The 22,724-nt window shown below is 56.9% G+C and carries 14 protein-coding genes; 10 read left to right on the top strand and 4 right to left on the bottom strand.

What is annotated here, in order from left to right; translation table 11 throughout:
- Positions 1-113: 113 nt before the first annotated feature.
- The 3 genes from ACTG2B_RS13055 to ACTG2B_RS13045 all read left to right on the top strand — a co-directional run bounded on the left by ACTG2B_RS13055 (position 114) and on the right by ACTG2B_RS13045 (position 11,057).
- Positions 114-9,638 (top strand): retention module-containing protein, encoded by a 9,525-nt coding sequence (locus ACTG2B_RS13055; protein WP_439996023.1) that lies wholly within the window; start codon positions 114-116, stop codon positions 9,636-9,638.
- Between the two features lie 86 nt (positions 9,639-9,724).
- Entirely contained in the window at positions 9,725-10,402 is a 678-nt protein-coding gene (locus ACTG2B_RS13050) for a hypothetical protein (RefSeq protein WP_439996022.1), read from the top strand.
- The gene (locus ACTG2B_RS13045) at positions 10,341-11,057 is read left to right on the top strand and encodes an SIMPL domain-containing protein (protein ID WP_042056170.1); all 717 of its coding nucleotides are present in this window, start codon (positions 10,341-10,343) and stop codon (positions 11,055-11,057) included. Before ACTG2B_RS13050 ends, ACTG2B_RS13045 begins: the two co-directional genes overlap by 62 nt.
- 136 nt (positions 11,058-11,193) lie before the next feature.
- Here ACTG2B_RS13045 and ahpF read toward each other — a convergent pair whose 3' ends face one another.
- From ahpF to ACTG2B_RS13030, 3 genes are all read right to left on the bottom strand, one after another.
- Positions 11,194-12,774 (bottom strand): alkyl hydroperoxide reductase subunit F, encoded by a 1,581-nt coding sequence (gene ahpF / locus ACTG2B_RS13040; RefSeq protein WP_201906385.1) that lies wholly within the window; start codon positions 12,772-12,774, stop codon positions 11,194-11,196.
- Positions 12,775-12,897: 123 nt separating this feature from the next.
- Positions 12,898-13,464 carry an alkyl hydroperoxide reductase subunit C gene (gene ahpC / locus ACTG2B_RS13035; protein WP_005337335.1) on the bottom strand — a complete coding sequence of 189 codons (567 nt, stop codon included), beginning with the start codon at positions 13,462-13,464 and terminating at the stop codon, positions 12,898-12,900.
- A gap of 692 nt (positions 13,465-14,156) precedes the next feature.
- On the bottom strand, positions 14,157-14,603 hold the full coding sequence (locus tag ACTG2B_RS13030) for a CBS domain-containing protein (RefSeq protein ID WP_013723842.1): 447 nt from the start codon (positions 14,601-14,603) through the stop codon (positions 14,157-14,159).
- A gap of 212 nt (positions 14,604-14,815) precedes the next feature.
- Between ACTG2B_RS13030 and queA the strand changes: the two genes are divergently transcribed.
- The 7 genes from queA to nlpI all read left to right on the top strand — a co-directional run bounded on the left by queA (position 14,816) and on the right by nlpI (position 21,785).
- A complete protein-coding gene (gene queA / locus ACTG2B_RS13025; RefSeq protein WP_005344678.1) occupies positions 14,816-15,868 on the top strand; it encodes a tRNA preQ1(34) S-adenosylmethionine ribosyltransferase-isomerase QueA in 1,053 nt (350 codons plus the stop codon).
- A gap of 74 nt (positions 15,869-15,942) precedes the next feature.
- Positions 15,943-17,079, top strand: coding sequence for a tRNA guanosine(34) transglycosylase Tgt (gene tgt, locus ACTG2B_RS13020; protein WP_005337329.1), 1,137 nt, complete (start codon positions 15,943-15,945; stop codon positions 17,077-17,079).
- Between the two features lie 52 nt (positions 17,080-17,131).
- The gene (gene yajC, locus ACTG2B_RS13015) at positions 17,132-17,467 is read left to right on the top strand and encodes a preprotein translocase subunit YajC (protein WP_005337327.1); all 336 of its coding nucleotides are present in this window, start codon (positions 17,132-17,134) and stop codon (positions 17,465-17,467) included.
- Between the two features lie 18 nt (positions 17,468-17,485).
- On the top strand, positions 17,486-19,339 hold the full coding sequence (gene secD / locus ACTG2B_RS13010; protein ID WP_005337324.1) for a protein translocase subunit SecD: 1,854 nt from the start codon (positions 17,486-17,488) through the stop codon (positions 19,337-19,339).
- 10 nt (positions 19,340-19,349) lie between these two features.
- On the top strand, positions 19,350-20,297 hold the full coding sequence (secF, locus tag ACTG2B_RS13005; RefSeq protein WP_139411856.1) for a protein translocase subunit SecF: 948 nt from the start codon (positions 19,350-19,352) through the stop codon (positions 20,295-20,297).
- 84 nt (positions 20,298-20,381) lie between these two features.
- Complete coding sequence (locus ACTG2B_RS13000; RefSeq protein ID WP_019446086.1) at positions 20,382-20,750, top strand: rhodanese-like domain-containing protein; 369 nt, start codon at positions 20,382-20,384, stop codon at positions 20,748-20,750.
- A 90-nt stretch (positions 20,751-20,840) separates the two neighbouring features.
- Positions 20,841-21,785, top strand: a complete 945-nt coding sequence (nlpI, locus tag ACTG2B_RS12995) for a lipoprotein NlpI (RefSeq protein ID WP_005351017.1) — start codon at positions 20,841-20,843, stop codon at positions 21,783-21,785.
- Between the two features lie 65 nt (positions 21,786-21,850).
- Here the strand turns inward: nlpI and ACTG2B_RS12990 are convergent, their stop codons facing one another.
- Positions 21,851-22,723 (bottom strand): U32 family peptidase, encoded by an 873-nt coding sequence (locus ACTG2B_RS12990; protein ID WP_439996020.1) that lies wholly within the window; start codon positions 22,721-22,723, stop codon positions 21,851-21,853.
- Position 22,724 lies beyond the last annotated feature (1 nt).

Below are 22,724 nucleotides of genomic sequence, written 5' to 3'. Positions count from 1 at the left end.
TTTTCCGTCCATTTGTTGAATTCCTCTCGAACGTACGCTTTTTTGCAACGGAACAGCGCGCTATCTCCTTCTACGGTGTAGACATCAAGATCTGTCACCTTGGAGCAATGGATATGCGTACCCAAATCATCGACAAGTCCGTGGTTGTCTCAGCTATAGAAGGCAATGTGGAGATTGTGCTGGCTGATGGAAGCAGCCGCCCTCTGCAAAAAGGGGAAATTCTCCAACCCGGAGCAAAATTGGCCATAGCTGATGACGCCAAGCTGGCTCTTTCCCCTTATGACGATACTCCAGCATCGGATGTTCCGGCCGGTTCCGAGTCCGCTGAACCTGCTCAACCGCAAGTGGCGGCCAGCCAGGAAGGCGCACCTTCAGATATTGCCGCATTGCAAGAATCGATTCTGCAGGGTGTTGACCCGACTCAAAACTTTGAGGCTTCTGCTGCTGGTGGGGCTCCAGCGGCCGGTGGTGGTGGCGGTATTGGTGGGGTTGCGGGGGCCAGTGGTAATGGTGGTTTCGTCACAATTGATCGAACTGGCGATGCCACGATAGCGGCTGCAGGGTTTGATACCACCTACGATACGGCCGCTGTCATCAATGAAAATCAGGCCGAAGATTTGATTCTTGAAAATCAGCTTGATGATTTGGGCGAAACCGCCGTAACCCTGGAAGACACTCAGGTCAGTGGGAATTTGCTCGACAATAGTACCAATCCAGATGGACCCGCTGATGCCTCCATCGTTTCATATGACTGGGGTATCAATATCGGAGTCCCTGCCGGTGTTGCTGCCACCATTACCGGAGTGGGCACGCTGATCATCAATCCGGATGGGAGCTATACCTTTACTCCGGCTCCTAACTATGATGGTGCAGTTCCGCCGGTGAACTATCAGGTAACTGATGGCCAGGATACAGTGACTTCAACACTCGTTATCTCCATTACTCCGGTAGATGAGGCGGTAGGCCTTGATGGGCTGACTCTGGAAGGGGGAGAGGTGTTGGTCAGTGATGCCAACTTGGTCGACGGTTCGGCACCTAACGCTGCCGCGTTAACTCAAAGTGGGGTGTTTACTTTTAATGCCCCTGATGGTGTGCAAACGCTGGCAATCGGGGCGATCCAGTTGATCAGCAATGGCACCGTGGTTGCTCAGCCTGTATCCATTGAAACGCCGCTTGGCAATGGATTGCAAATCACCGCAATAACCTACGATCCCGTTACCGGTAACGGCAGTGTCTCCTACAGCTATACCCTCCTTGATAATGAAGCTCATCAACAACCCGCTTCTGACCTGCAATTGGGTGAGAGCCTAACGGTGACCTTGACTGATGATGACGGTGATACAGCCAGCGCAACATTGGACATCGTTATTCAGGATGATGGTCCGACCCAGGATGTGGGGGTGGCCGAAGAGGCTAATTTGGGTGGATTGTCGGTCAGTCTGGACGAGACGGTCGGCAAAGAGGATACCTACAGCGGCAGTGATGTGAATGACGGCTATGTCAGTGATGATGTAGAAGATGCATTGGCCCAGGCCACGACCGCGATTGAAGGTGGTTTGCTGTCACTGTTTACCAGCAGTGGCAGCTACGGAGCTGATGGTGCAGGTAGCATCACCGGCAGTTTCAGCTTTGTCGGAATTGGCGAGGCGGGGGTTGCCACCAACCTGTCGGCCACCAGAGGTGGTGCGATTACCCTCAATGCAGTGAGCGCGACCGAGCTGCAAGGGGTTGATGGTGACGGCGATGTGGTCTTCAGCATCAAGATTGTGGTGGTAGATGGGGTATCCCAACTGCAGACCACCCAGTTTGAAGCCTTGCCTCATGACAACACCGGTTTGTTTGATGAATCACTGTCGCTGCTGCTCAGTGGACAGAACAGTCTGGGACTGCAATACAGCGTGACCCGTGTGGACGGAGATGGCGATAGCGTGACCGACAGTGCCACTGTCAGTTTGATTGCGGGCGAGCGGTCGGTATTCAGCTTTGATGATGACGGTCCGAGCGTGACGGCGATGACGCTGACAGGCAGTGTCACCACCGATGAATCGACCCAGCTGGGTGTCACCGTGGCCAGCGTTGCGTCGATCTTCAGTGGTGGCGTGGGCAGTACAGGCGTGGACGGTGGCACGACCGATGTGTCGCTGCGTATTGATGTGGCGGCCAGCGGGCTGGTGACCACGGTGGGCAACAAGGCCATCACCCTGGTGGCGGACGGTGCTGACAGCGACATCGTGTACGGCAAGTTTGACAGCGATGGCGACAATGTTCTGGACAGCAATGCATTCAAGCTGGAGATAGGGGAAGACGGCACACTGAGCGTGACCCAGTTTGTAGCTATCAAACATCCGGATAGCCCGACCAACTATGACGAGCCGGTAGACCTGGCAGGCAAGCTGTCGGCGGTGGTGACCACCACCGATGGTGATGGTGATGTGGCGAGCAAGAGCGTGAGCATCGGTGCTGGCGTCCAGTTCGAGGACGATGGTCCGAGCGTGACGGCGATGACGCTGACAGGCAGTGTCACCACCGATGAATCGACCCAGCTGGGTGTCACCGTGGCCAGCGTTGCGTCGATCTTCAGTGGTGGCGTGGGCAGTACAGGCGTGGACGGTGGCACGACCGATGTGTCGCTGCGTATTGATGTGGCGGCCAGCGGGCTGGTGACCACGGTGGGCAACAAGGCCATCACCCTGGTGGCGGACGGTGCTGACAGCGACATCGTGTACGGCAAGTTTGACAGCGATGGCGACAATGTTCTGGACAGCAATGCATTCAAGCTGGAGATAGGGGAAGACGGCACACTGAGCGTGACCCAGTTTGTAGCTATCAAACATCCGGATAGCCCGACCAACTATGACGAGCCGGTAGACCTGGCAGGCAAGCTGTCGGCGGTGGTGACCACCACCGATGGTGATGGTGATGTGGCGAGCAAGAGCGTGAGCATCGGTGCTGGCGTCCAGTTCGAGGACGATGGTCCGAGCGTGACGGCGATGACGCTGACAGGCAGTGTCACCACCGATGAATCGACCCAGCTGGGTGTCACCGTGACCAGCGTTGCGTCGATCTTCAGTGGTGGCGTGGGCAGTACAGGCGTGGACGGTGGCACGACCGATGTGTCGCTGCGTATTGATGTGGCGGCCAGCGGGCTGGTGACCACGGTGGGCAACAAGGCCATCACCCTGGTGGCGGACGGTGCTGACAGCGACATCGTGTACGGCAAGTTTGACAGCGATGGCGACAATGTTCTGGACAGCAATGCATTCAAGCTGGAGATAGGGGAAGACGGCACACTGAGCGTGACCCAGTTTGTAGCTATCAAACATCCGGATAGCCCGACCAACTATGACGAGCCGGTAGACCTGGCAGGCAAGCTGTCGGCGGTGGTGACCACCACCGATGGTGATGGTGATGTGGCGAGCAAGAGCGTGAGCATCGGTGCTGGCGTCCAGTTCGAGGACGATGGTCCGAGCGTGACGGCGATGACGCTGACAGGCAGTGTCACCACCGATGAATCGACCCAGCTGGGTGTCACCGTGGCCAGCGTTGCGTCGATCTTCAGTGGTGGCGTGGGCAGTACAGGCGTGGACGGTGGCACGACCGATGTGTCGCTGCGTATTGATGTGGCGGCCAGCGGGCTGGTGACCACGGTGGGCAACAAGGCCATCACCCTGGTGGCGGACGGTGCTGACAGCGACATCGTGTACGGCAAGTTTGACAGCGATGGCGACAATGTTCTGGACAGCAATGCATTCAAGCTGGAGATAGGGGAAGACGGCACACTGAGCGTGACCCAGTTTGTAGCTATCAAACATCCGGATAGCCCGACCAACTATGACGAGCCGGTAGACCTGGCAGGCAAGCTGTCGGCGGTGGTGACCACCACCGATGGTGATGGTGATGTGGCGAGCAAGAGCGTGAGCATCGGTGCTGGCGTCCAGTTCGAGGACGATGGTCCGAGCGTGACGGCGATGACGCTGACAGGCAGTGTCACCACCGATGAATCGACCCAGCTGGGTGTCACCGTGGCCAGCGTTGCGTCGATCTTCAGTGGTGGCGTGGGCAGTACAGGCGTGGACGGTGGCACGACCGATGTGTCGCTGCGTATTGATGTGGCGGCCAGCGGGCTGGTGACCACGGTGGGCAACAAGGCCATCACCCTGGTGGCGGACGGTGCTGACAGCGACATCGTGTACGGTAAGTTTGACAGCGATGGCGACAATGTTCTGGACAGCAATGCATTCAAGCTGGAGATAGGGGAAGACGGCACACTGAGCGTGACCCAGTTTGTAGCTATCAAACATCCGGATAGCCCGACCAACTATGACGAGCCGGTAGACCTGGCAGGCAAGCTGTCGGCGGTGGTGACCACCACCGATGGTGATGGTGATGTGGCGAGCAAGAGCGTGAGCATCGGTGCTGGCGTCCAGTTCGAGGACGATGGTCCGAGCGTGACGGCGATGACGCTGACAGGCAGTGTCACCACCGATGAATCGACCCAGCTGGGTGTCACCGTGACCAGCGTTGCGTCGATCTTCAGTGGTGGCGTGGGCAGTACAGGCGTGGACGGTGGCACGACCGATGTGTCGCTGCGTATTGATGTGGCGGCCAGCGGGCTGGTGACCACGGTGGGCAACAAGGCCATCACCCTGGTGGCGGACGGTGCTGACAGCGACATCGTGTACGGCAAGTTTGACAGCGATGGCGACAATGTTCTGGACAGCAATGCATTCAAGCTGGAGATAGGGGAAGACGGCACACTGAGCGTGACCCAGTTTGTAGCTATCAAACATCCGGATAGCCCGACCAACTATGACGAGCCGGTAGACCTGGCAGGCAAGCTGTCGGCGGTGGTGACCACCACCGATGGTGATGGTGATGTGGCGAGCAAGAGCGTGAGCATCGGTGCTGGCGTCCAGTTCGAGGACGATGGTCCGAGCGTGACGGCGATGACGCTGACAGGCAGTGTCACCACCGATGAATCGACCCAGCTGGGTGTCACCGTGACCAGCGTTGCGTCGATCTTCAGTGGTGGCGTGGGCAGTACAGGCGTGGACGGTGGCACGACCGATGTGTCGCTGCGTATTGATGTGGCGGCCAGCGGGCTGGTGACCACGGTGGGCAACAAGGCCATCACCCTGGTGGCGGACGGTGCTGACAGCGACATCGTGTACGGCAAGTTTGACAGCGATGGCGACAATGTTCTGGACAGCAATGCATTCAAGCTGGAGATAGGGGAAGACGGCACACTGAGCGTGACCCAGTTTGTAGCTATCAAACATCCGGATAGCCCGACCAACTATGACGAGCCGGTAGACCTGGCAGGCAAGCTGTCGGCGGTGGTGACCACCACCGATGGTGATGGTGATGTGGCGAGCAAGAGCGTGAGCATCGGTGCTGGCGTCCAGTTCGAGGACGATGGTCCGAGCGTGACGGCGATGACGCTGACAGGCAGTGTCACCACCGATGAATCGACCCAGCTGGGTGTCACCGTGGCCAGCGTTGCGTCGATCTTCAGTGGTGGCGTGGGCAGTACAGGCGTGGACGGTGGCACGACCGATGTGTCGCTGCGTATTGATGTGGCGGCCAGCGGGCTGGTGACCACGGTGGGCAACAAGGCCATCACCCTGGTGGCGGACGGTGCTGACAGCGACATCGTGTACGGCAAGTTTGACAGCGATGGCGACAATGTTCTGGACAGCAATGCATTCAAGCTGGAGATAGGGGAAGACGGCACACTGAGCGTGACCCAGTTTGTAGCTATCAAACATCCGGATAGCCCGACCAACTATGACGAGCCGGTAGACCTGGCAGGCAAGCTGTCGGCGGTGGTGACCACCACCGATGGTGATGGTGATGTGGCGAGCAAGAGCGTGAGCATCGGTGCTGGCGTCCAGTTCGAGGACGATGGTCCGAGCGTGACGGCGATGACGCTGACAGGCAGTGTCACCACCGATGAATCGACCCAGCTGGGTGTCACCGTGGCCAGCGTTGCGTCGATCTTCAGTGGTGGCGTGGGCAGTACAGGCGTGGACGGTGGCACGACCGATGTGTCGCTGCGTATTGATGTGGCGGCCAGCGGGCTGGTGACCACGGTGGGCAACAAGGCCATCACCCTGGTGGCGGACGGTGCTGACAGCGACATCGTGTACGGTAAGTTTGACAGCGATGGCGACAATGTTCTGGACAGCAATGCATTCAAGCTGGAGATAGGGGAAGACGGCACACTGAGCGTGACCCAGTTTGTAGCTATCAAACATCCGGATAGCCCGACCAACTATGACGAGCCGGTAGACCTGGCAGGCAAGCTGTCGGCGGTGGTGACCACCACCGATGGTGATGGTGATGTGGCGAGCAAGAGCGTGAGCATCGGTGCTGGCGTCCAGTTCGAGGACGATGGTCCGAGCGTGACGGCGATGACGCTGACAGGCAGTGTCACCACCGATGAATCGACCCAGCTGGGTGTCACCGTGACCAGCGTTGCGTCGATCTTCAGTGGTGGCGTGGGCAGTACAGGCGTGGACGGTGGCACGACCGATGTGTCGCTGCGTATTGATGTGGCGGCCAGCGGGCTGGTGACCACGGTGGGCAACAAGGCCATCACCCTGGTGGCGGACGGTGCTGACAGCGACATCGTGTACGGCAAGTTTGACAGCGATGGCGACAATGTTCTGGACAGCAATGCATTCAAGCTGGAGATAGGGGAAGACGGCACACTGAGCGTGACCCAGTTTGTAGCTATCAAACATCCGGATAGCCCGACCAACTATGACGAGCCGGTAGACCTGGCAGGCAAGCTGTCGGCGGTGGTGACCACCACCGATGGTGATGGTGATGTGGCGAGCAAGAGCGTGAGCATCGGTGCTGGCGTCCAGTTCGAGGACGATGGTCCGAGCGTGACGGCGATGACGCTGACAGGCAGTGTCACCACCGATGAATCGACCCAGCTGGGTGTCACCGTGGCCAGCGTTGCGTCGATCTTCAGTGGTGGCGTGGGCAGTACAGGCGTGGACGGTGGCACGACCGATGTGTCGCTGCGTATTGATGTGGCGGCCAGCGGGCTGGTGACCACGGTGGGCAACAAGGCCATCACCCTGGTGGCGGACGGTGCTGACAGCGACATCGTGTACGGCAAGTTTGACAGCGATGGTAACGGTAGCCTGGACAGCAACGCATTCAAGCTGGAGATAGGGGAAGACGGCAAACTGAGCGTGACCCAGTTTGTAGCTATCAAACATCCGGATAGCCCGACCAACTATGACGAGCCGGTAGACGCAGGCAAGCTATCGGCGGTGGTGACCACCACCGATGGTGATGGTGATGTGGCGAGCAAGAGCGTGAGCATCGGTGCTGGCGTCCAGTTCGAGGACGATGGTCCGAGTGCTGTGGCTGATACCATTACCAGTGGCACTAATGGCACTGTCAACCTAGTGTTGGTTCTCGATAGCTCAGGCAGTATTGGTGATACCAATATGCAGGTTATCAAGGATGCTGTAACGAATCTGATGAACAGCTATGGCAACTCGTTGGTCAAGGTGATGCTGGTTGATTTTGCTGGCTCAGCCACCGTCAAGAGTGTCGGTAGTCAGGTATGGCTGACTAAGGACCAGGCGACTGGTCAGCTGACAACTATCTCTTCCGGTGGTTCGACAGACTACGATGATGCCTTGCAAGCGGTACAGGACAACTATGGAACACCGCCTTCGGCTGATAATACCTTTGTATTTTTCATCTCGGATGGTGTGCCCAGTTCGACCGATGACGCTATTAACACCGCAGAGCGTAATGAGTGGACGAATTTCCTGACGCAAAAAGGTATTGATGGTGCGTATGCCGTGGGAATTGGCTCAACCAGCGTGCTTGATGCCGACTTGCAAAGTGTCGCTTGGTCACCTAGTGGTGCTCACAACAGCAATGTGGTGGTGATCAATACTGCTGGTCAGTTATCGGGAACTCTGACCAACCTGACGCAGGTAATCGATGGTAATGTCACAACCAATGACAGTGCCGGTGCTGATGGTTTTGCTACGCCCAAGCTGGTTTCTGTGGAGTACAACGGAACAACCTACACCTTCAATAACAGCAATACCTTTTTCTCTATCGCATTGGGTACCAATAAGGGCTCCCTCTACATTGAAAATGATGGTGATTACCGATTCACACCACCATCAGGAGGAGCTGAGGGGGCTCCTGTCGAGGTCACTTACAAGATCAAGGATGGCGACGGTGATACCAGCAGTGCCAAGTTGACCATTATCAATCCGGTACTGGTGGTTGGTAGCAATGCCAATGACACAGGTTCCGGGGCAAGCACGGCCATTGACGATCACGCTCGTCCGAACCCTCTTCTTGCTCCGGATGTGGATGGGGCAATAGTGGGTGGAGTTGGGGCAGATGTATTGATCGGTGATGTTGGCGGAGTGACTTCGGGTAGTTACAACCTGACATTCATGATCGATATGTCGGGAAGTATTAGCGGCACTGAATTCCAGCTCATGAAAGATGCCATCAATAACTTGCTGGCCAAATTCAGTGGCATATCACAGTTGCAAGTCGAGATTGGTACGTTTGCAGATAATAGCAACGTTGTGGGTACCTATTCCTCGGTTACCGCTGCTCAGCAGGCTGTCAGTAATCTAACTCGCTCAGGGGGGGGGACCAACTATCAGGCTGCGTTGACAACTCTCAATACCATGATGACCGGGGATCCTGTCGCGGATCACAAGTATGTCTACTTCCTCACGGATGGGGAGCCAACTGTTGGAAGCTGGACCAATTCAACCCAGATTGCTGACGGTATGGCAGCCCTGAATGCGTTGACGGCTCCTGGGGTGGTGATTAATGCGGTCGGGATTGGGGTGCCATCCGGTGCATCATTTGGCAATAACCTCAATGCGATTGACAACACGCCAGACAACTACCTCGCCGTAGACAGCTTTGATGACCTGTCCAGTGGCTTGGGTTCGCTCTTTACCGCTGTTAGTGTCGGCTCTGACCTGTTGCAGGGCGGTGCAGGCAACGACGTGATTTTTGGTGACAGCATTCATGCGGACAATGTGGATGGTGGCTGGTTCGAGTTTGTGGCAGACAATCCGGGCAAGAGTGGTGGGCAACTGCTCAACGAACTTTACAGTCAGCATGCAGTGTATGGTAAGGAGGGGGCTGTCGGTGGCGATGATACCCTTGAAGGTGGCGACGGTAATGATGTGCTTTATGGCCAAAAAGGGAATGACATCCTGATTGGTGGTGACGGTATCGACATTCTGATTGGTGGAACAGGGTCTGACACCCTGACTGGAGGGGTAGGCAAGGATACCTTCAAGTGGATGGCTGGGGATGTGGGTGGTACCGATGTGATCAAGGACTTCACTACCGGTACCGGTGGGGATGTACTGGATATCAGCGAACTGCTTACTGGTGAACATGCCAATAAGAACTCGCTGGATGCCTACCTCACCTTCTCCAGTGGGCCAGGGAGTGGCAAGTCTACGCTCACTATCGATCTTGATGGTTCAGGGGGAAGCAGTACGACTCATGTCATTCGGTTTGACAGCATTGATCTGACACTGGGAGGGACGCGTAACGATCAGACCATCATTGAAGATCTGTTGAATCAGGGCAATTTGAAGGTTGATCCGTAACCTTGTCTCGGGGCCGGGCTTGCCTGGCCCCTGTTTTTTCCTCAAGGGGATGGATAAGATAGCGGCAGTAGAGGAGAGGGGGAATCATGCAGTCATTCAACTGGGTCGACATTGATGGCATCCGTTATAGCTGGGATGGGCAGGGGAACATTACCTGCGCAGGCCAGTTTGGCTATCAGGCCTCGATCGCGGGGGATCGGCTGGATGGGATGGAGATTGAGAATGAGGCCGGTGATGTAGCGGGCTCGCTCTATGTTGACTTCGCTACGGCCTCTATCACTTATGTGCCGGTCATGGATACCGAGTCTGCCCATAACATGATTTTGGTTGGCCATCATCAGGGGCAGCAGGAGTATCCGCTGGCCAGTTTTCACTCTCCGTTGTTGCAAGATTTGCTAGGACCATCTGATACCATCCCTTGGTCTGCGATGGAGGAGGATAGTGGTGGCCCCGATAGCGGACAGGCGGTGCAAGGACACGTTCTGTCGTGGGACTCGTTCCATTTCGATGATGAGGTGTTGGTCTGTGGCGCGGCTCCTGCGCTGGATATGGCAAACCAGAGCCAGGATCCCGGCAGCATGGTCACCATTAGCCTCGATCTGACCAATCAGATACTGGATCAGCTCCCCCCTTGCATGATATATGAATCCCGTAACTGCACGGGCATAATGACCTTAATCTTTCCGATTGAGGTTTTTTTCTATGTGGCGTCCCCTTCTTACTCTTTCCGCTCTGGTTGTCAGTGCTCCGCTGCTGGCGATTGAAGTGCCGCAAGCGCCCCATCTGGTGGTGAGTGGTTATGCCGAGCAGAAGACCGAACCCGATATGCTCACCCTCAATGTGGCGGTGAGTGCACTGGATAAGCAGGGCCTCAAGGCCAAGCAGCAGGTCGATACCAAGGTCGCAGCCTTTTTCAGCCAACTGGAAGGGTTGGGGATCAAGCGCAGCGATGTTGAGGCTGGCAACCTGATGGTCTCTCCGGAATATCAGTATGGCGAGAACAAGAAGCCGGTATTGTTGGGGTATCGTGCTCAGCGACAATTGGCGGTGAAGCTCTATCAGCTCGACAAGTTGAGCCCCCTGATGGATACCGCACTCAAAGCCGGGCTGGAGTCCGTATCCCAGATTGAGTACGGGTTGAAATCGCCGCAGGTCATCAAGGCGCAGGCCCGTCTGAATGCCGTTGAGGATGCCAAAACCAAGGCTGAATCTCTGGCCAAGGCGTTCGGGATGAAGCTTGGCAAGGTCTACAGTGTGGAGTACCGCAATGCTTCGCCCATTACCGCCTACAGCCGCAACCTGAAGGTGGTGCAGGCCATGGCGATGGCTGCTCCTGCGGCGGATATGGCGGACAACAGCTATCAACAACAGCAGATCACGGTAAGCGATAATATCGAGGCTGTTTTCTTGCTGGAGTGATGCCCGTCGTTGAAGTCCAGTCATGAACAACCCCGCCATTTGCTGCGGGGTTTTTATTGCGCATCGATGCAGATATAAAAAAGCCGACGCTCGTGTTTACTTAATCGAGCGTCGGCTTTTTGTTGCGCTGGTTTTATCAGGCGGTCACAGCATCAGCTTTGGTCGCTTCCGGCGCCGGGTTGCGGATGAGGTAATCAAACGCACCCAGTGCGGCGGTGGCGCCAGCACCCATGGAGATAATGATCTGCTTGAACGGTACCGTGGTGGCATCCCCTGCGGCGTAGACGCCGGGCAGGGAGGTCGCCCCTTTGGTATCGATCTCGATCTCGCCAAAGCGGGTCAGGGCAATCTCGCTCCCTTTCAGGAACTCGGTGTTCGGCACCAGGCCGATCTGGACGAAGATACCCGCCACCGCCAGATGCTTGATCTCACCGGTGGTGCGATCCTCGTAATCCATGCCCACCACCTTGCTGCCATCACCGATCACTTCGGTGGTGCGGGCGCTCATGATGATGTCGATATTGCCCATGGAGCGAGCCTTCTTCTGCAGCACTTCATCGGCTCGCAGGGTGTCGGCGAACTCCACCACAGTCACATGCTCGACGATGCCAGCCAAGTCGATCGCTGCCTCGATGCCGGAGTTACCGCCACCGATTACAGCTACTCGCTTGCCCTTGAAGAAGGGACCATCGCAGTGCGGGCAGTAGGCCACACCCTTGGTGCGGTACTCGAGCTCGCCTGGTACGTTCAGATCACGCCAGCGGGCACCGGTAGCCAGGATCACGGCGCGGCTCTTCAAGGTGGCGCCAGAGGCGAGATCCACGTTCACATATCCATCTTTGCTGATGGCGGCGGCGCGCTGCTCGGTGATCACTTCAACGCCGTACTCTTTGACGTGCTGCTCCAGGCTGGCGGCCAGCTTGGGGCCTTCGGTGTAGGGCACGGAGATAAAGTTCTCGATACCGACGGTGTCCATCACCTGACCACCGAAACGCTCGGCAACGATGGCGGTGCGAATGCCTTTACGGGCGGCATAGATGGCCGCTGCGGCGCCAGCCGGGCCACCGCCCACCACCAGTACGTCGTAGGGATCTTTCTCATTCAGCTCGGCAGCCTTGCGCTCGGCGGCACCGGTGTCGAGTTTGGCGACGATTTCTTCCAGCGAGATCCGCCCTTGGCTGAACGGTTGCCCGTTCAGGTAAACATTCGGTACCGCCATGATTTGACGCTCGGCAACTTCTTCCTGGAACAGGGCGCCGTCGATCATGGTGTGAGTGATGCCGGGGTTCAGGGTCGCCATCAGGTTGAGGGCCTGTACTACGTCCGGGCAGTTGTGGCAGGAGAGGGAGATATAGGTCTCGAAGTGATACTCACCCTTGAGATTGCGGATCTGCTCCTGCACGGCCGCATCGGCCTTGGAGGGGTGGCCGCCGCTTTGCAGCAGGGCGAGCACCAGAGAGGTAAATTCATGACCCATGGGGATACCGGCAAAGTGAACGCGCGGGGCTTGGCCCTGCGGCGCGACACTCATGGAAGGCTTGCGAGCGGCAGTGCCAGAGGTCTGGGTGATCTTGGAGGACATCTCGGCGATCTCGCTGGCCAGTGCCAGCAGCTCTGCAGATTTGTCGCTGTCGTTGCCGGACACGCTGATCTCGATGGGATTGACGATGTACTGCAGATAGGTGTTCAGCTGTTGTTTGAGGTTGGTATCCAACATGGTCGAATTCCTTCTTGTAATGGCGAGTTGGCATTAAATGTGAGTCGGTCTGCTTTCAGGCCTATTTGGCAATGCCGGAAAGCAGACCGGCCCTTATGCGGGCCGGTCTTGGAAGCGGGAGGCTTAGATCTTGCCTACCAGGTCCAGGGACGGGGCCAGAGTGGCTTCGCCTTCTTTCCATTTAGCCGGGCACACTTCACCCGGGTGGGAGGCAACGTACTGGGCCGCTTTGACTTTGCGCAGCAGTTCCAGTGCATCACGGCCGATGCCGCCAGCGTTGATCTCGACGATCTGGATGATGCCCTGCGGGTCAATTACGAAGGTACCGCGGTCAGCCAAGCCAGCTTCTTCGATCATCACGCCGAAGTTGCGGGTGATGGTTCCAGTCGGGTCACCAATCATCGGGTACTGGATCTTCTGAATGGTGTCAGAGGTGTCGTGCCATGCTTTGTGAGTGAAGTGGGTGTCGGTAGAGACAGAGTAGATCTCGACGCCCAGTTTCTGGAATTCAGCGTAGTTGTCAGCCAGGTCGCCCAGCTCGGTCGGGCAAACGAAGGTGAAGTCAGCCGGGTAGAAGAAGACCACGGACCACTTGCCTTTCAGGTCAGCGTCAGACACCTGAACGAATTTGCCATTGTGGTAGGCGGTAGCATTGAACGGCTTGATTTCAGTGTTGATGTAGGTAGACATGTAATTGCTCCTTGGTGATGTACATATGCCGGTCTGGTGTTGAAGAGTTTTGCCAGACGAGGCGCTTAACTTTCGATGGATTCATCATAGGGGCTTCCGCTAATCGATAAAAGCCGCAATTTTGAATCGCTTAAATCTACTTATTAGATAGCTCACTATGGCTGTACCTAACATGAATATCTCTGGCCTACTGAGATAACTCCTTGTCGTGGTTCAATATCTGTGCGCTACATCGCCTTTTCAAGGCATGAGAAGATGTGTGCAGAGCCACGATAACGCGATGAGATAAACGGTGGTGCAAACAGGTGGCGCAGGAGGTTGAGGCAGCTGTTCGCAGCGATGGGGGATGTGCTGGTAAGGGGGAAGCCGAAAAGCGCAGATAAAAAAATCCCGGCGCTATCGCAACGACAGGGCCGGGTCATCAAACAAGGAATGGCTATATAAACAAATGCTTTACAGCAAAGACTAACTACGGGGTGTGCAAACTTGCAGACATATGAGAGGAAGATAATGGGTGCACAATCCCTCGTCTCCCCCTCGGCAACTATTGCATGAGAGGGATGATAGTGTGACGCAGATCACAAGGCAAGCATTTGGTGTAATTTTTCAATCAAAATGAAAGTGTTTCATCATTAAAGCTTATTTAGACGGCTGAAAACGCTTTTATTGTAATTTAATTACATTCTGATCTGTCAAAAGTCGGTAGGTGGTTCCTGCTCTTCCATCAATTCCAGCAGGTTGATGGCCACGGCAATGAAGTCCGACTCGGTGACAATGCCGATCAGCTTGCGTCCTTTGAGTACCGGCAGGCAGCCATATCTGTGTCGCTGCAGGTAAAGTGCCGCCTCCTTGATACCGGCGTGAGGATCTACGCTCGCCACTTGCCGTGTCATGATCTCGTCGAGTTGTACGCTGTCGGTAAATTCTGCTTCCCGCTCCGGGCTGATGAGCAGCAGCTTGGATTCCCGGGTGGCCAGGATATCGGTGAGGGTCACCAGCCCCAGCAGGTGGTGCTGCTCGTCGACGATGGGAATGTGGCGGATCCGCTCCTGCTGCATCAGGTCCATCGCCTGTTTGACACTGTTTGACGGACCCAGAGTGAAGGGATGTTCGGTCATGATTTCGGATAGGGTCATCATGGTGGGCCTCCTTGTGTATCTGCTTTCACCCTAGCCCAGCGCCCATTGGCAAAACATGATCAGGGTCAATACAGAACATTAAAGAATCATTAACCGGAGGTGTGTCTCAATATTGCTCGCTACCCCTTGTCTCTCTTGGGTTTTTGGTCTTTTGGGTTGCCTTGGAAGATGGGGATAACTAGACTAGCCGCCGATTCCCCCCGAGGTGAAAGATGCAAGTATCCGATTTTCATTTTGATCTGCCAGACGAGCTGATTGCCCGCTATCCGATGGCAGAGCGTACCGCCAGCCGCCTGTTGCAGCTCGATGGTCAAACTGGCGCCCTGCGCCACGGTCAATTTGTGGATGTGCTGGATCAGCTCAATCCGGGTGACCTGCTGGTATTCAATAACACCCGTGTCATTCCGGCGCGCATGTTTGGCCAGAAGGCCAGCGGCGGCAAGCTGGAGGTACTGGTCGAGCGCATTCTGGACGAGCACAGCGTGCTGGCCCATGTCCGGGCCTCCAAGGCGCCCAAGCCCGGCACCCGGATGATCATGGATGGTGGTGTGGAGGCAGAGATGCGCGCCCGCCACGATGCTCTGTTCGAGATCCACTTCCTCGACCCGCGTCCGGTGCTGGAAATTTTGGAGGCCATCGGCCACATGCCGCTGCCCCCCTATATCGACCGTCCCGACGAGGATGCCGACAAGGAGCGCTACCAGACCGTTTACAATCAAAAGCCGGGCGCCGTCGCGGCCCCGACCGCCGGTCTGCACTTTGATGAGCCGCTGCTTGAGAAAATTCGGGCCAAAGGGGTTGAAACGGCCTTTGTCACCCTGCATGTAGGGGCGGGGACCTTCCAGCCGGTGCGGGTTGAGAAGATTGAAGATCACCACATGCACTCCGAGTATGCGGAAGTGCCGCAAGAGGTGGTGGATGCCATCGCGGCCACCCGTGCCCGTGGTGGCCGAGTGATAGCGGTGGGGACCACATCGGTGCGTTCGCTGGAGAGCGCGGCCAAAGTCACCCTGGCACAGGGCAAACCGCTGGCGCCCTTCTTTAGTGACACCGATATCTTCATCTTCCCTGGCTACCAGTTCCAGATTGTCGATGCCATGGTGACCAATTTCCATCTGCCGGAGTCGACCCTGATCATGCTGGTCAGCGCCTTTGCCGGTTATGACAACGTGATGGCGGCCTATCAGGCAGCTGTGGCCGGGCAGTACCGTTTCTTCAGCTACGGGGACGCCATGTTCGTCACCCGTCGCCAGGTTGAAGCATAAGCTTCAGCTTATTTACCGGGCCGTGAGCGGCCCTCCTATTGTCAGACTGTTTATCTGACGCAGCCGAGGTAGCAATGAAATTTGAACTGAAAACCACCGACGGCCGTGCCCGTCGCGGTCAACTGGTCTTCGAACGTGGTGTGGTACAAACGCCTGCCTTTATGCCGGTCGGGACTTACGGCACCGTCAAGGGGATGACCCCGGAAGAAGTGCGTGAAACCGGCGCCCAGATCCTGCTGGGTAACACCTTCCACCTCTGGCTGCGTCCGGGTCAGGAAGTGATGCGTGCCCACGGCGATCTGCATGACTTCATGAACTGGCAGGGCCCGATCCTGACTGACTCTGGTGGTTTCCAGGTGTTCAGCCTGGGCCATATTCGCAAGATCACCGAAGCGGGCGTCCACTTCCGTCACCCCATCAATGGCGAGAAGATCTTCCTCGACCCCGAGAAGTCCATGGAGATCCAGTACGATCTGGGCTCCGACATCGTGATGATATTCGACGAGTGCACCCCGTACCCGGCCACTTATGAAGAAGCGCGCAAGTCCATGGAGATGTCCCTGCGCTGGGGCAAGCGCTCCCGCGACAAGTTTGATGCGCTGGGCAACAAGAACGCCCTGTTCGGCATCATTCAGGGCTCGGTCTACGAAGATCTGCGGGATGTCTCCCTCAAGGGGCTGCTGGAGATCGGTTTCGACGGTTATGCGGTCGGCGGTCTGGCCGTGGGTGAACCCAAAGAGGACATGCACCGCATCCTCGAGCACGTCTGCCCGAAAATTCCGGCTGACAAGCCGCGCTACCTGATGGGTGTCGGCAAGCCGGAAGATCTGGTGGAAGGGGTGCGCCGTGGTATCGACATGTTCGACTGCGTCATGCCGACTCGCAACGCCCGCAACGGCCACCTGTTCACCACCGATGGCGTGGTGAAGATCCGCAACGCCCAGCACCGCAACGACACCAGCACCCTGGATGCCGAGTGTGATTGCTACACCTGCAAGAACTACAGCCGCAGCTACCTGCACCATCTGGACAAGTGCAACGAGATCCTCGGTGCCCGTCTGAATACGATTCATAACCTGCGTTACTACCAGCGTGTGATGCAGGGTTTGCGGGACGCGATCGAGCAGGGTAAATTAGACGACTTTGTAACAGAGTTTTACCGTCGGCAAGGGAAGCCTGTGCCTCCGTTAGCTGAAAATGACGTTAAATAACAACAACATATAATTTTGTTTTTTTAAATCTACATCAATAAGAGGTTGTTAAATGAGCATTATCTCCAAGGCGTATGCAGAAGGCGCAGCACCGGGTGCACAGGGTGGTGGTATGGAAATGATCATCATGCTGGCCGTATTCGGCCTGATCTTCTACTTCATGATCTATCGTCCCCAGGCCAAACGTGCCAAGGATCACCGCAATCTGATGAGCTCCTTGTCCAAGGGTGATGAAGTGCTCACTTCCGGTGGCCTGGTTGGCAAAATTGCCAAAGTGGCTGCAGACAGCGATTACCTGGTGATCGCCCTGAACGACCAGACTCAAGTCACCATCAAAAAGGACTTCGTCTCTGCCGTTCTGCCCAAGGGTTCTATCCAGTCCCTTTAATCTCCCAAGGAGCACAGCGTGTTGAATCGCTATCCGCTGTGGAAATACCTGATGGTGATCTTGGTGATCGCCATCGGTTTTCTATATGCAGCCCCCAATCTTTACGGCGAAGATCCGGCTTTGCAGGTTTCTGCCAGCCGTGGTGCCGAAGTCAAGCTAGATACTCTTGATCTGGTGAAAGAGACCCTTGAAGCGGCCAAGATCCCGGTCAAACATGCTGCATTCGAGCACGGTTTTATCCTGATCCGTTTCAAGAACACTGAAGACCAGCTGAAGGCGCGCGATATCGTTGCCAACAAGCTGGGCGACAACTTCATTACCGCACTCAACCTGGCACCTTCCACTCCCGCCTGGCTCGAAGCCATCGGTGCGGCGCCTCTGAAGCTGGGTCTTGATCTGCGCGGTGGTGTGCATTTCCTGATGGAAGTGGACATGGCCGAAGCACTGACCAAGCAGCAAGAGCAGATGGTGCAGGATTTCCGCTCCGAGCTGCGCACCCAGAAGATCCGTTACTCCGGCGTGCGCCGGGTCGGTGATCAGGTGCAGGTGATCTTCCGTGACGAAGCCGATCAGGAACGCGCCGTTTCTCATCTGCGTCGTCAGAACCCTGATTTGACTTTCACTACTGAGCAGAAAGGGGATGAGTTCATCCTGCTGGCGGGTCTGAGCGAAGCCAAGATCAAGGAAGTGAAGAAGTACGCCCTCGAGCAGAACATCACCATCATCCGTAACCGGGTCAACGAACTGGGTGTGGCCGAGCCGCTGGTACAACAGCAAGGTGCCGAGCGCATTGTCGTTGAACTGCCCGGTATTCAGGATACCGCCCGCGCCAAGGAGATCCTGGGTGCAACCGCGACCCTGGAATTCCACATGGTCGATGAGACTGCCGACATCCAGGCTGCGGCCGACGGCCGTGTCCCGCCCAGCTCCAAGGTCTATAACGATCGCAACGGTCGTCCCGTGGTGCTGCAAAAGCGGGTGATCCTGACCGGTGACCACATCGTGGGTGCCCAGTCCGGTTTCGACGAGTACAGCCGTCCCCAGGTCAACATCAAGCTGGATGGCCAGGGTGGCAACAAGATGGCCAACTTTACCAAGGACAACGTCGGTAAAGGGATGGCGACCGTCTTCATCGAGTACAAGCCGGTCGGTCAACCTGGTCCGGATGGCAAGCGCAAGTTCCGCAAGCAGGAGGAGGTGATCAACGTCGCCACCATCCAGTCGCGTCTTGGCAGCCAGTTCCGTATCACAGGTATCGACAACGCCAACGAAGCCCACAACCTAGCGCTGCTGCTGCGTGCCGGTGCCCTGATCGCCCCGATCCAGATCGTGGAAGAGCGCACCATTGGCCCGAGCCTGGGTCAACAGAACATCGACAGCGGTATGGAAGCCATCGGCTGGGCCATGCTGGTGATCGTGCTGTTCATGGGGATCTACTATCGCGCGTTCGGCTGGGTTGCCAACTTGGCGCTCTGTATGAACCTGGTGTTGATTGTCGGCATCATGTCGATGATTCCGGGGGCCACCATGACATTGCCGGGTATCGCCGGTATCGTCTTGACGCTGGGTATGGCGGTGGATGCCAACGTGCTGATCTACGAGCGTATTCGTGAAGAGATCCGCAACGGTCGGGGTGTTCAGCAAGCCATCCATCTGGGCTTTGATCGAGCATTCTCCACCATCGCCGACTCCAACGTGACCTCGCTGATCACCTGTGTGATCCTGTTCGGTATCGGCACCGGCGCCATCAAGGGCTTTGCCCTGACGCTGGGCATTGGTCTGACCGCCTCCATGTTTACTGCCATCACAGTTTCCCGTGCCATTATCAACCTGGCTTGGGGTGGACGGCGTATCGACAAGCTGCCCATCTGAGGATAGAGAGATGTTTCAGATTCTACATTTTGAAAAACCGATCCCGTTTATGCGCTATGCCAAGCCGGGTGTGGTTTTCTCTTCCGTGCTGATGGTGGTAGCCCTGTTCTTCCTGTTTGATCGGGGTCTGAACTGGGGTCTGGACTTTACCGGTGGTACCACCATCGAGGTGGGGTTCCAGCAGTCGGTGAGCCTGGACAAGGTCCACGACGCTCTGGAAGAGCAGAAGATTGAAGGGGCAACCCTGCAACACTTTGGCTCCAGCCGTGACGTGCTGTTCCGCCTGACCCCGAAAGAGGGGGTCAAGGTAGAACAACAGGGTAACGAAGTGCTGGCGGCGGCCAAGCAGCTCGACGAGGGCGCAGTGCTCAAACGCGTCGAGTTCGTCGGCCCTTCCGTGGGTGATGAACTGGCGACAGACGGTGCGCTGGCCATGCTGGCCTCCATCCTCTGTATCTTGGCCTACGTGGCAGTGCGTTTCGAATGGCGTCTGGCGCTGGGGGGCATTCTCTCCCTGGTGCACGACGTGGTGATCACGCTGGGTGTCTTTGCCTACTTCCAGTACGAGTTCGACCTGACTGTACTGGCGGCACTGATGACCCTGGTGGGTTACTCCCTGAACGATACTATCGTGGTGTTCGACCGCTTGCGGGAGAACTTCCGCAAGGTGCGTAAAGGGGATACCGAGTACATTCTGGATCTCTCCATGACCGAGACCCTGAGTCGTACCATCATCACCTCCGGCCTTACCTTTATCGTGGTGCTGGCGCTGCTGCTCAAGGGCGGTGCGCTGATCCACGGTTTTGCCGTGGCCATGGTGATCGGTGTGGCGTTCGGTACCTACTCCTCCATCTATGTGGCGAGTGCGTTTGCCATGTTCCTCGGCGTCAAGCGCGAGCACATGCTGCCCACCCAGGTAGAGAAAGAGGGTGCGGACCAACAGGAAATCCTGCCGTAACAGTGAAGAGCGCCTCATGGCGCTCTTTTCTTATCTCTGCGTGTCGTTTGCTGACGCACATGATTTAAACAACAGGAGTTTGTCATGCATCACAATCCCCGTTTTTTGGCGCTGGTTGACGGGATCCGCTCCCGCATCACCGAAACCGATGTTCACCAGATCAAGCGCTGGCAGGATGAAGGGCGCACGTTTCACCTAATCGACGTGCGGGAAGAGAGCGAGTGGGCCAAAGGCCATCTGCCCGGTGCCCGATATCTGGGTCGTGGCGTGATTGAGCGGGATATCGAGACCCAGTTCCCGGATCTTGAGACCGAGCTCTACCTCTATTGTGGTGGTGGTTTTCGCTCCATTCTGGCGGCGGACAACCTGCAACAGATGGGTTATCGCAAGGTGATCAGCGTCGACGGCGGGTTTCGCGGTTGGTGCGATGCCGGATACCCTGTCGAATCCTGATTTATTTGAGGTAGAGGGGCACAGCTACATGACAAAGCGGCTGTTGACCTTTACCATATGCGGGGTCAAGCGTAAGCGTCGGAGTGTTCATTGAACGTCAGGAAAGGGATTGGATACCTCCTCGGTATCCTGTTGTTGCTTCCCATGTGGGGTTGCAGCAGTAGCAGTCAGGTTAACACCCCCAAGGTTCCCAAGCCGCAGCCTGCTTCACTGGTGTTGGCGACCCCCCTGCAGGTCTCCTACCAGAGTGAGCTGGCGCTCGCCCGACTCGGGCAGATGCTCAGTGAAATGGAACTGACCACCGAGCAACGGGCAGAGTTGTTCTATGAACGTGCCGTGGTGTTTGATCGGGTTGGTCTGCGTTCCCTCGCGCGGCTCGATTTCAACCGTGCCCTGCGGGAGAAACCGGATTTCGCTGAAGCCTACAACTTCATCGGCGTCTATCTGGTACAGCAGCAGAATTACGACGAAGCCTATGATGCGTTCGATTCCGCCCTCGAACTGGCGCCGGACTATGACTATGCCTATCTCAACCGTGGCATCGCCCTCTATTACGGCAACCGTCCCGAACTGGCTGCGGCCGATATGAAGCGTTTCTACGAGGCGCAGCCGGAAGACCCTTATCGGGTGATCTGGCTCTATCTGGCCGAGCAGAAACTCGACCCGTCGGCCGCTATGAGCCGGATGCGCGAGCGTCTCAACAAATACGATGACGATGCCTGGAACTGGGATCTGGTACGCCTCTATACCGGTGAGATCAACGCTTCCCAGCTGATGGGCAACGTAGTGAAAGGGGTGAAGGATAACCGGGAGCTTGCCGAGCGCCTGTGTGAAACCTACTTCTATCTGGGCAAGTTCGAGCTGGGCAAAGGCAACCGCAAGGAAGCCATCAGCTACTTCAAGCTGGCCTTATCTAACAACGTCTATGACTTCATCGAGCACCGCTATGCGCTGCTGGAGCTGGAGTTGATGGCGCGCAAGCCCTTGCCGCCAGGTGCCCAGAGCGCTCGTAACAAGGGTGATCAGCCCTCCTGATCTACTGCCAGATAGTGGTAAAAAAGGCCTCGCGATGAGGCCTTTTTGTTGGGCAAATGGCGGGTTTACTCCACCAGGCTCATGCCGGGGATCTGACGCCAGTAGCCGTTGCAATCGCTTCCTTGCTGCAAGGAGAGGGGAGCCTGGCCTTGCCGGTTGGCTTTGAAGCGGGCCAGCATCTCCAGCGTTTCCATCCCTTGCGGCGAAAGCCTGACCACATCTACCAGACCTTCCATACCAGCCAGCTCGTTACCCAGGTTGTAGCAGTAGCCGGACTGGGTCTGGATCCCGTTGAGATTGAACACCCGCTCCCCCTCGCGGCTGTTGGCCAGTCGTCCGGTGGGGTAGTTGATGCAGGCGAGCTCGCAGTTGTCTTTCGGTTTGTCGAGGGAGCGGGCGGTGAAGCAGCGCGCCGAGTAGGCGAGCGGCAGATGGCCGTAGGCAAACACCTCCACCTCAAATTGGTCGCGCAGGGAGCCCAGATCCTGATTGAGCTGGATCAGCCAGTCACGGGAGAGCTCCACCGGCATGACCCAGCGTTTCATCCCCTGTTTGAGCAACATGCGCAGCACATCGGCGTTATAGGCGTTGATGGCGGGGCCACAGACGAAGGGGATCCCTGCCTCCCAGGCGAGTTGCACCGTACCGAGATCGTTGGCTTCGACCATTAGATCGCCATTGTCGACCAGTCGCTTCACCTCCTTGAGTTCGGAAGGGGCGGAGATAAGGGCGAGGGTCGAGAGCACCACCTGCTTGCCGGAGCTGGCCACCTGACGGGCCAGCGCAATCCAGTCATCGACTTTGAGTTCTCGCCGCTTGCTGCAAACGGTCTCTCCCAGATAGATGATGTCGGCCTGACTATCGGCGGCGGCATGGTAAAAGGCTTCGGTATCGGCTTTGGGCCAGTAGAAGAGCAGAGGCCCGAGAGAAAATTGCATG

The sequence above is a fragment of the Aeromonas sp. 30P genome (assembly GCF_051919805.1).
In the GTDB taxonomy this organism is placed as follows: domain Bacteria; phylum Pseudomonadota; class Gammaproteobacteria; order Enterobacterales; family Aeromonadaceae; genus Aeromonas; species Aeromonas veronii.
The sequence above is the reverse complement of the archived record's forward strand: the minus strand, read 5'-3'. Positions and strand labels throughout refer to the sequence as shown.

What these genes read in the sequence shown, in the direction of transcription:
- ACTG2B_RS13055 (WP_439996023.1), top strand. Translation starts at nt 114, where the DNA reads ATGCGTACCCAAATCATCGACAAGTCCGTGGTTGTCTCAGCTATAGAA.
- secF (WP_139411856.1), top strand. Translation starts at nt 19,350, where the DNA reads ATGTTTCAGATTCTACATTTTGAAAAACCGATCCCGTTTATGCGCTAT.
- ACTG2B_RS13030 (WP_013723842.1), bottom strand. Translation starts at nt 14,603, where the DNA reads ATGATGACCCTATCCGAAATCATGACCGAACATCCCTTCACTCTGGGT.
- ahpC (WP_005337335.1), bottom strand. Translation starts at nt 13,464, where the DNA reads ATGTCTACCTACATCAACACTGAAATCAAGCCGTTCAATGCTACCGCC.
- ACTG2B_RS13050 (WP_439996022.1), top strand. Translation starts at nt 9,725, where the DNA reads ATGCAGTCATTCAACTGGGTCGACATTGATGGCATCCGTTATAGCTGG.
- ACTG2B_RS13000 (WP_019446086.1), top strand. Translation starts at nt 20,382, where the DNA reads ATGCATCACAATCCCCGTTTTTTGGCGCTGGTTGACGGGATCCGCTCC.
- tgt (WP_005337329.1), top strand. Translation starts at nt 15,943, where the DNA reads ATGAAATTTGAACTGAAAACCACCGACGGCCGTGCCCGTCGCGGTCAA.
- yajC (WP_005337327.1), top strand. Translation starts at nt 17,132, where the DNA reads ATGAGCATTATCTCCAAGGCGTATGCAGAAGGCGCAGCACCGGGTGCA.
- queA (WP_005344678.1), top strand. Translation starts at nt 14,816, where the DNA reads ATGCAAGTATCCGATTTTCATTTTGATCTGCCAGACGAGCTGATTGCC.
- ACTG2B_RS12990 (WP_439996020.1), bottom strand. Translation starts at nt 22,723, where the DNA reads ATGCAATTTTCTCTCGGGCCTCTGCTCTTCTACTGGCCCAAAGCCGAT.
- ahpF (WP_201906385.1), bottom strand. Translation starts at nt 12,774, where the DNA reads ATGTTGGATACCAACCTCAAACAACAGCTGAACACCTATCTGCAGTAC.
- ACTG2B_RS13045 (WP_042056170.1), top strand. Translation starts at nt 10,341, where the DNA reads ATGTGGCGTCCCCTTCTTACTCTTTCCGCTCTGGTTGTCAGTGCTCCG.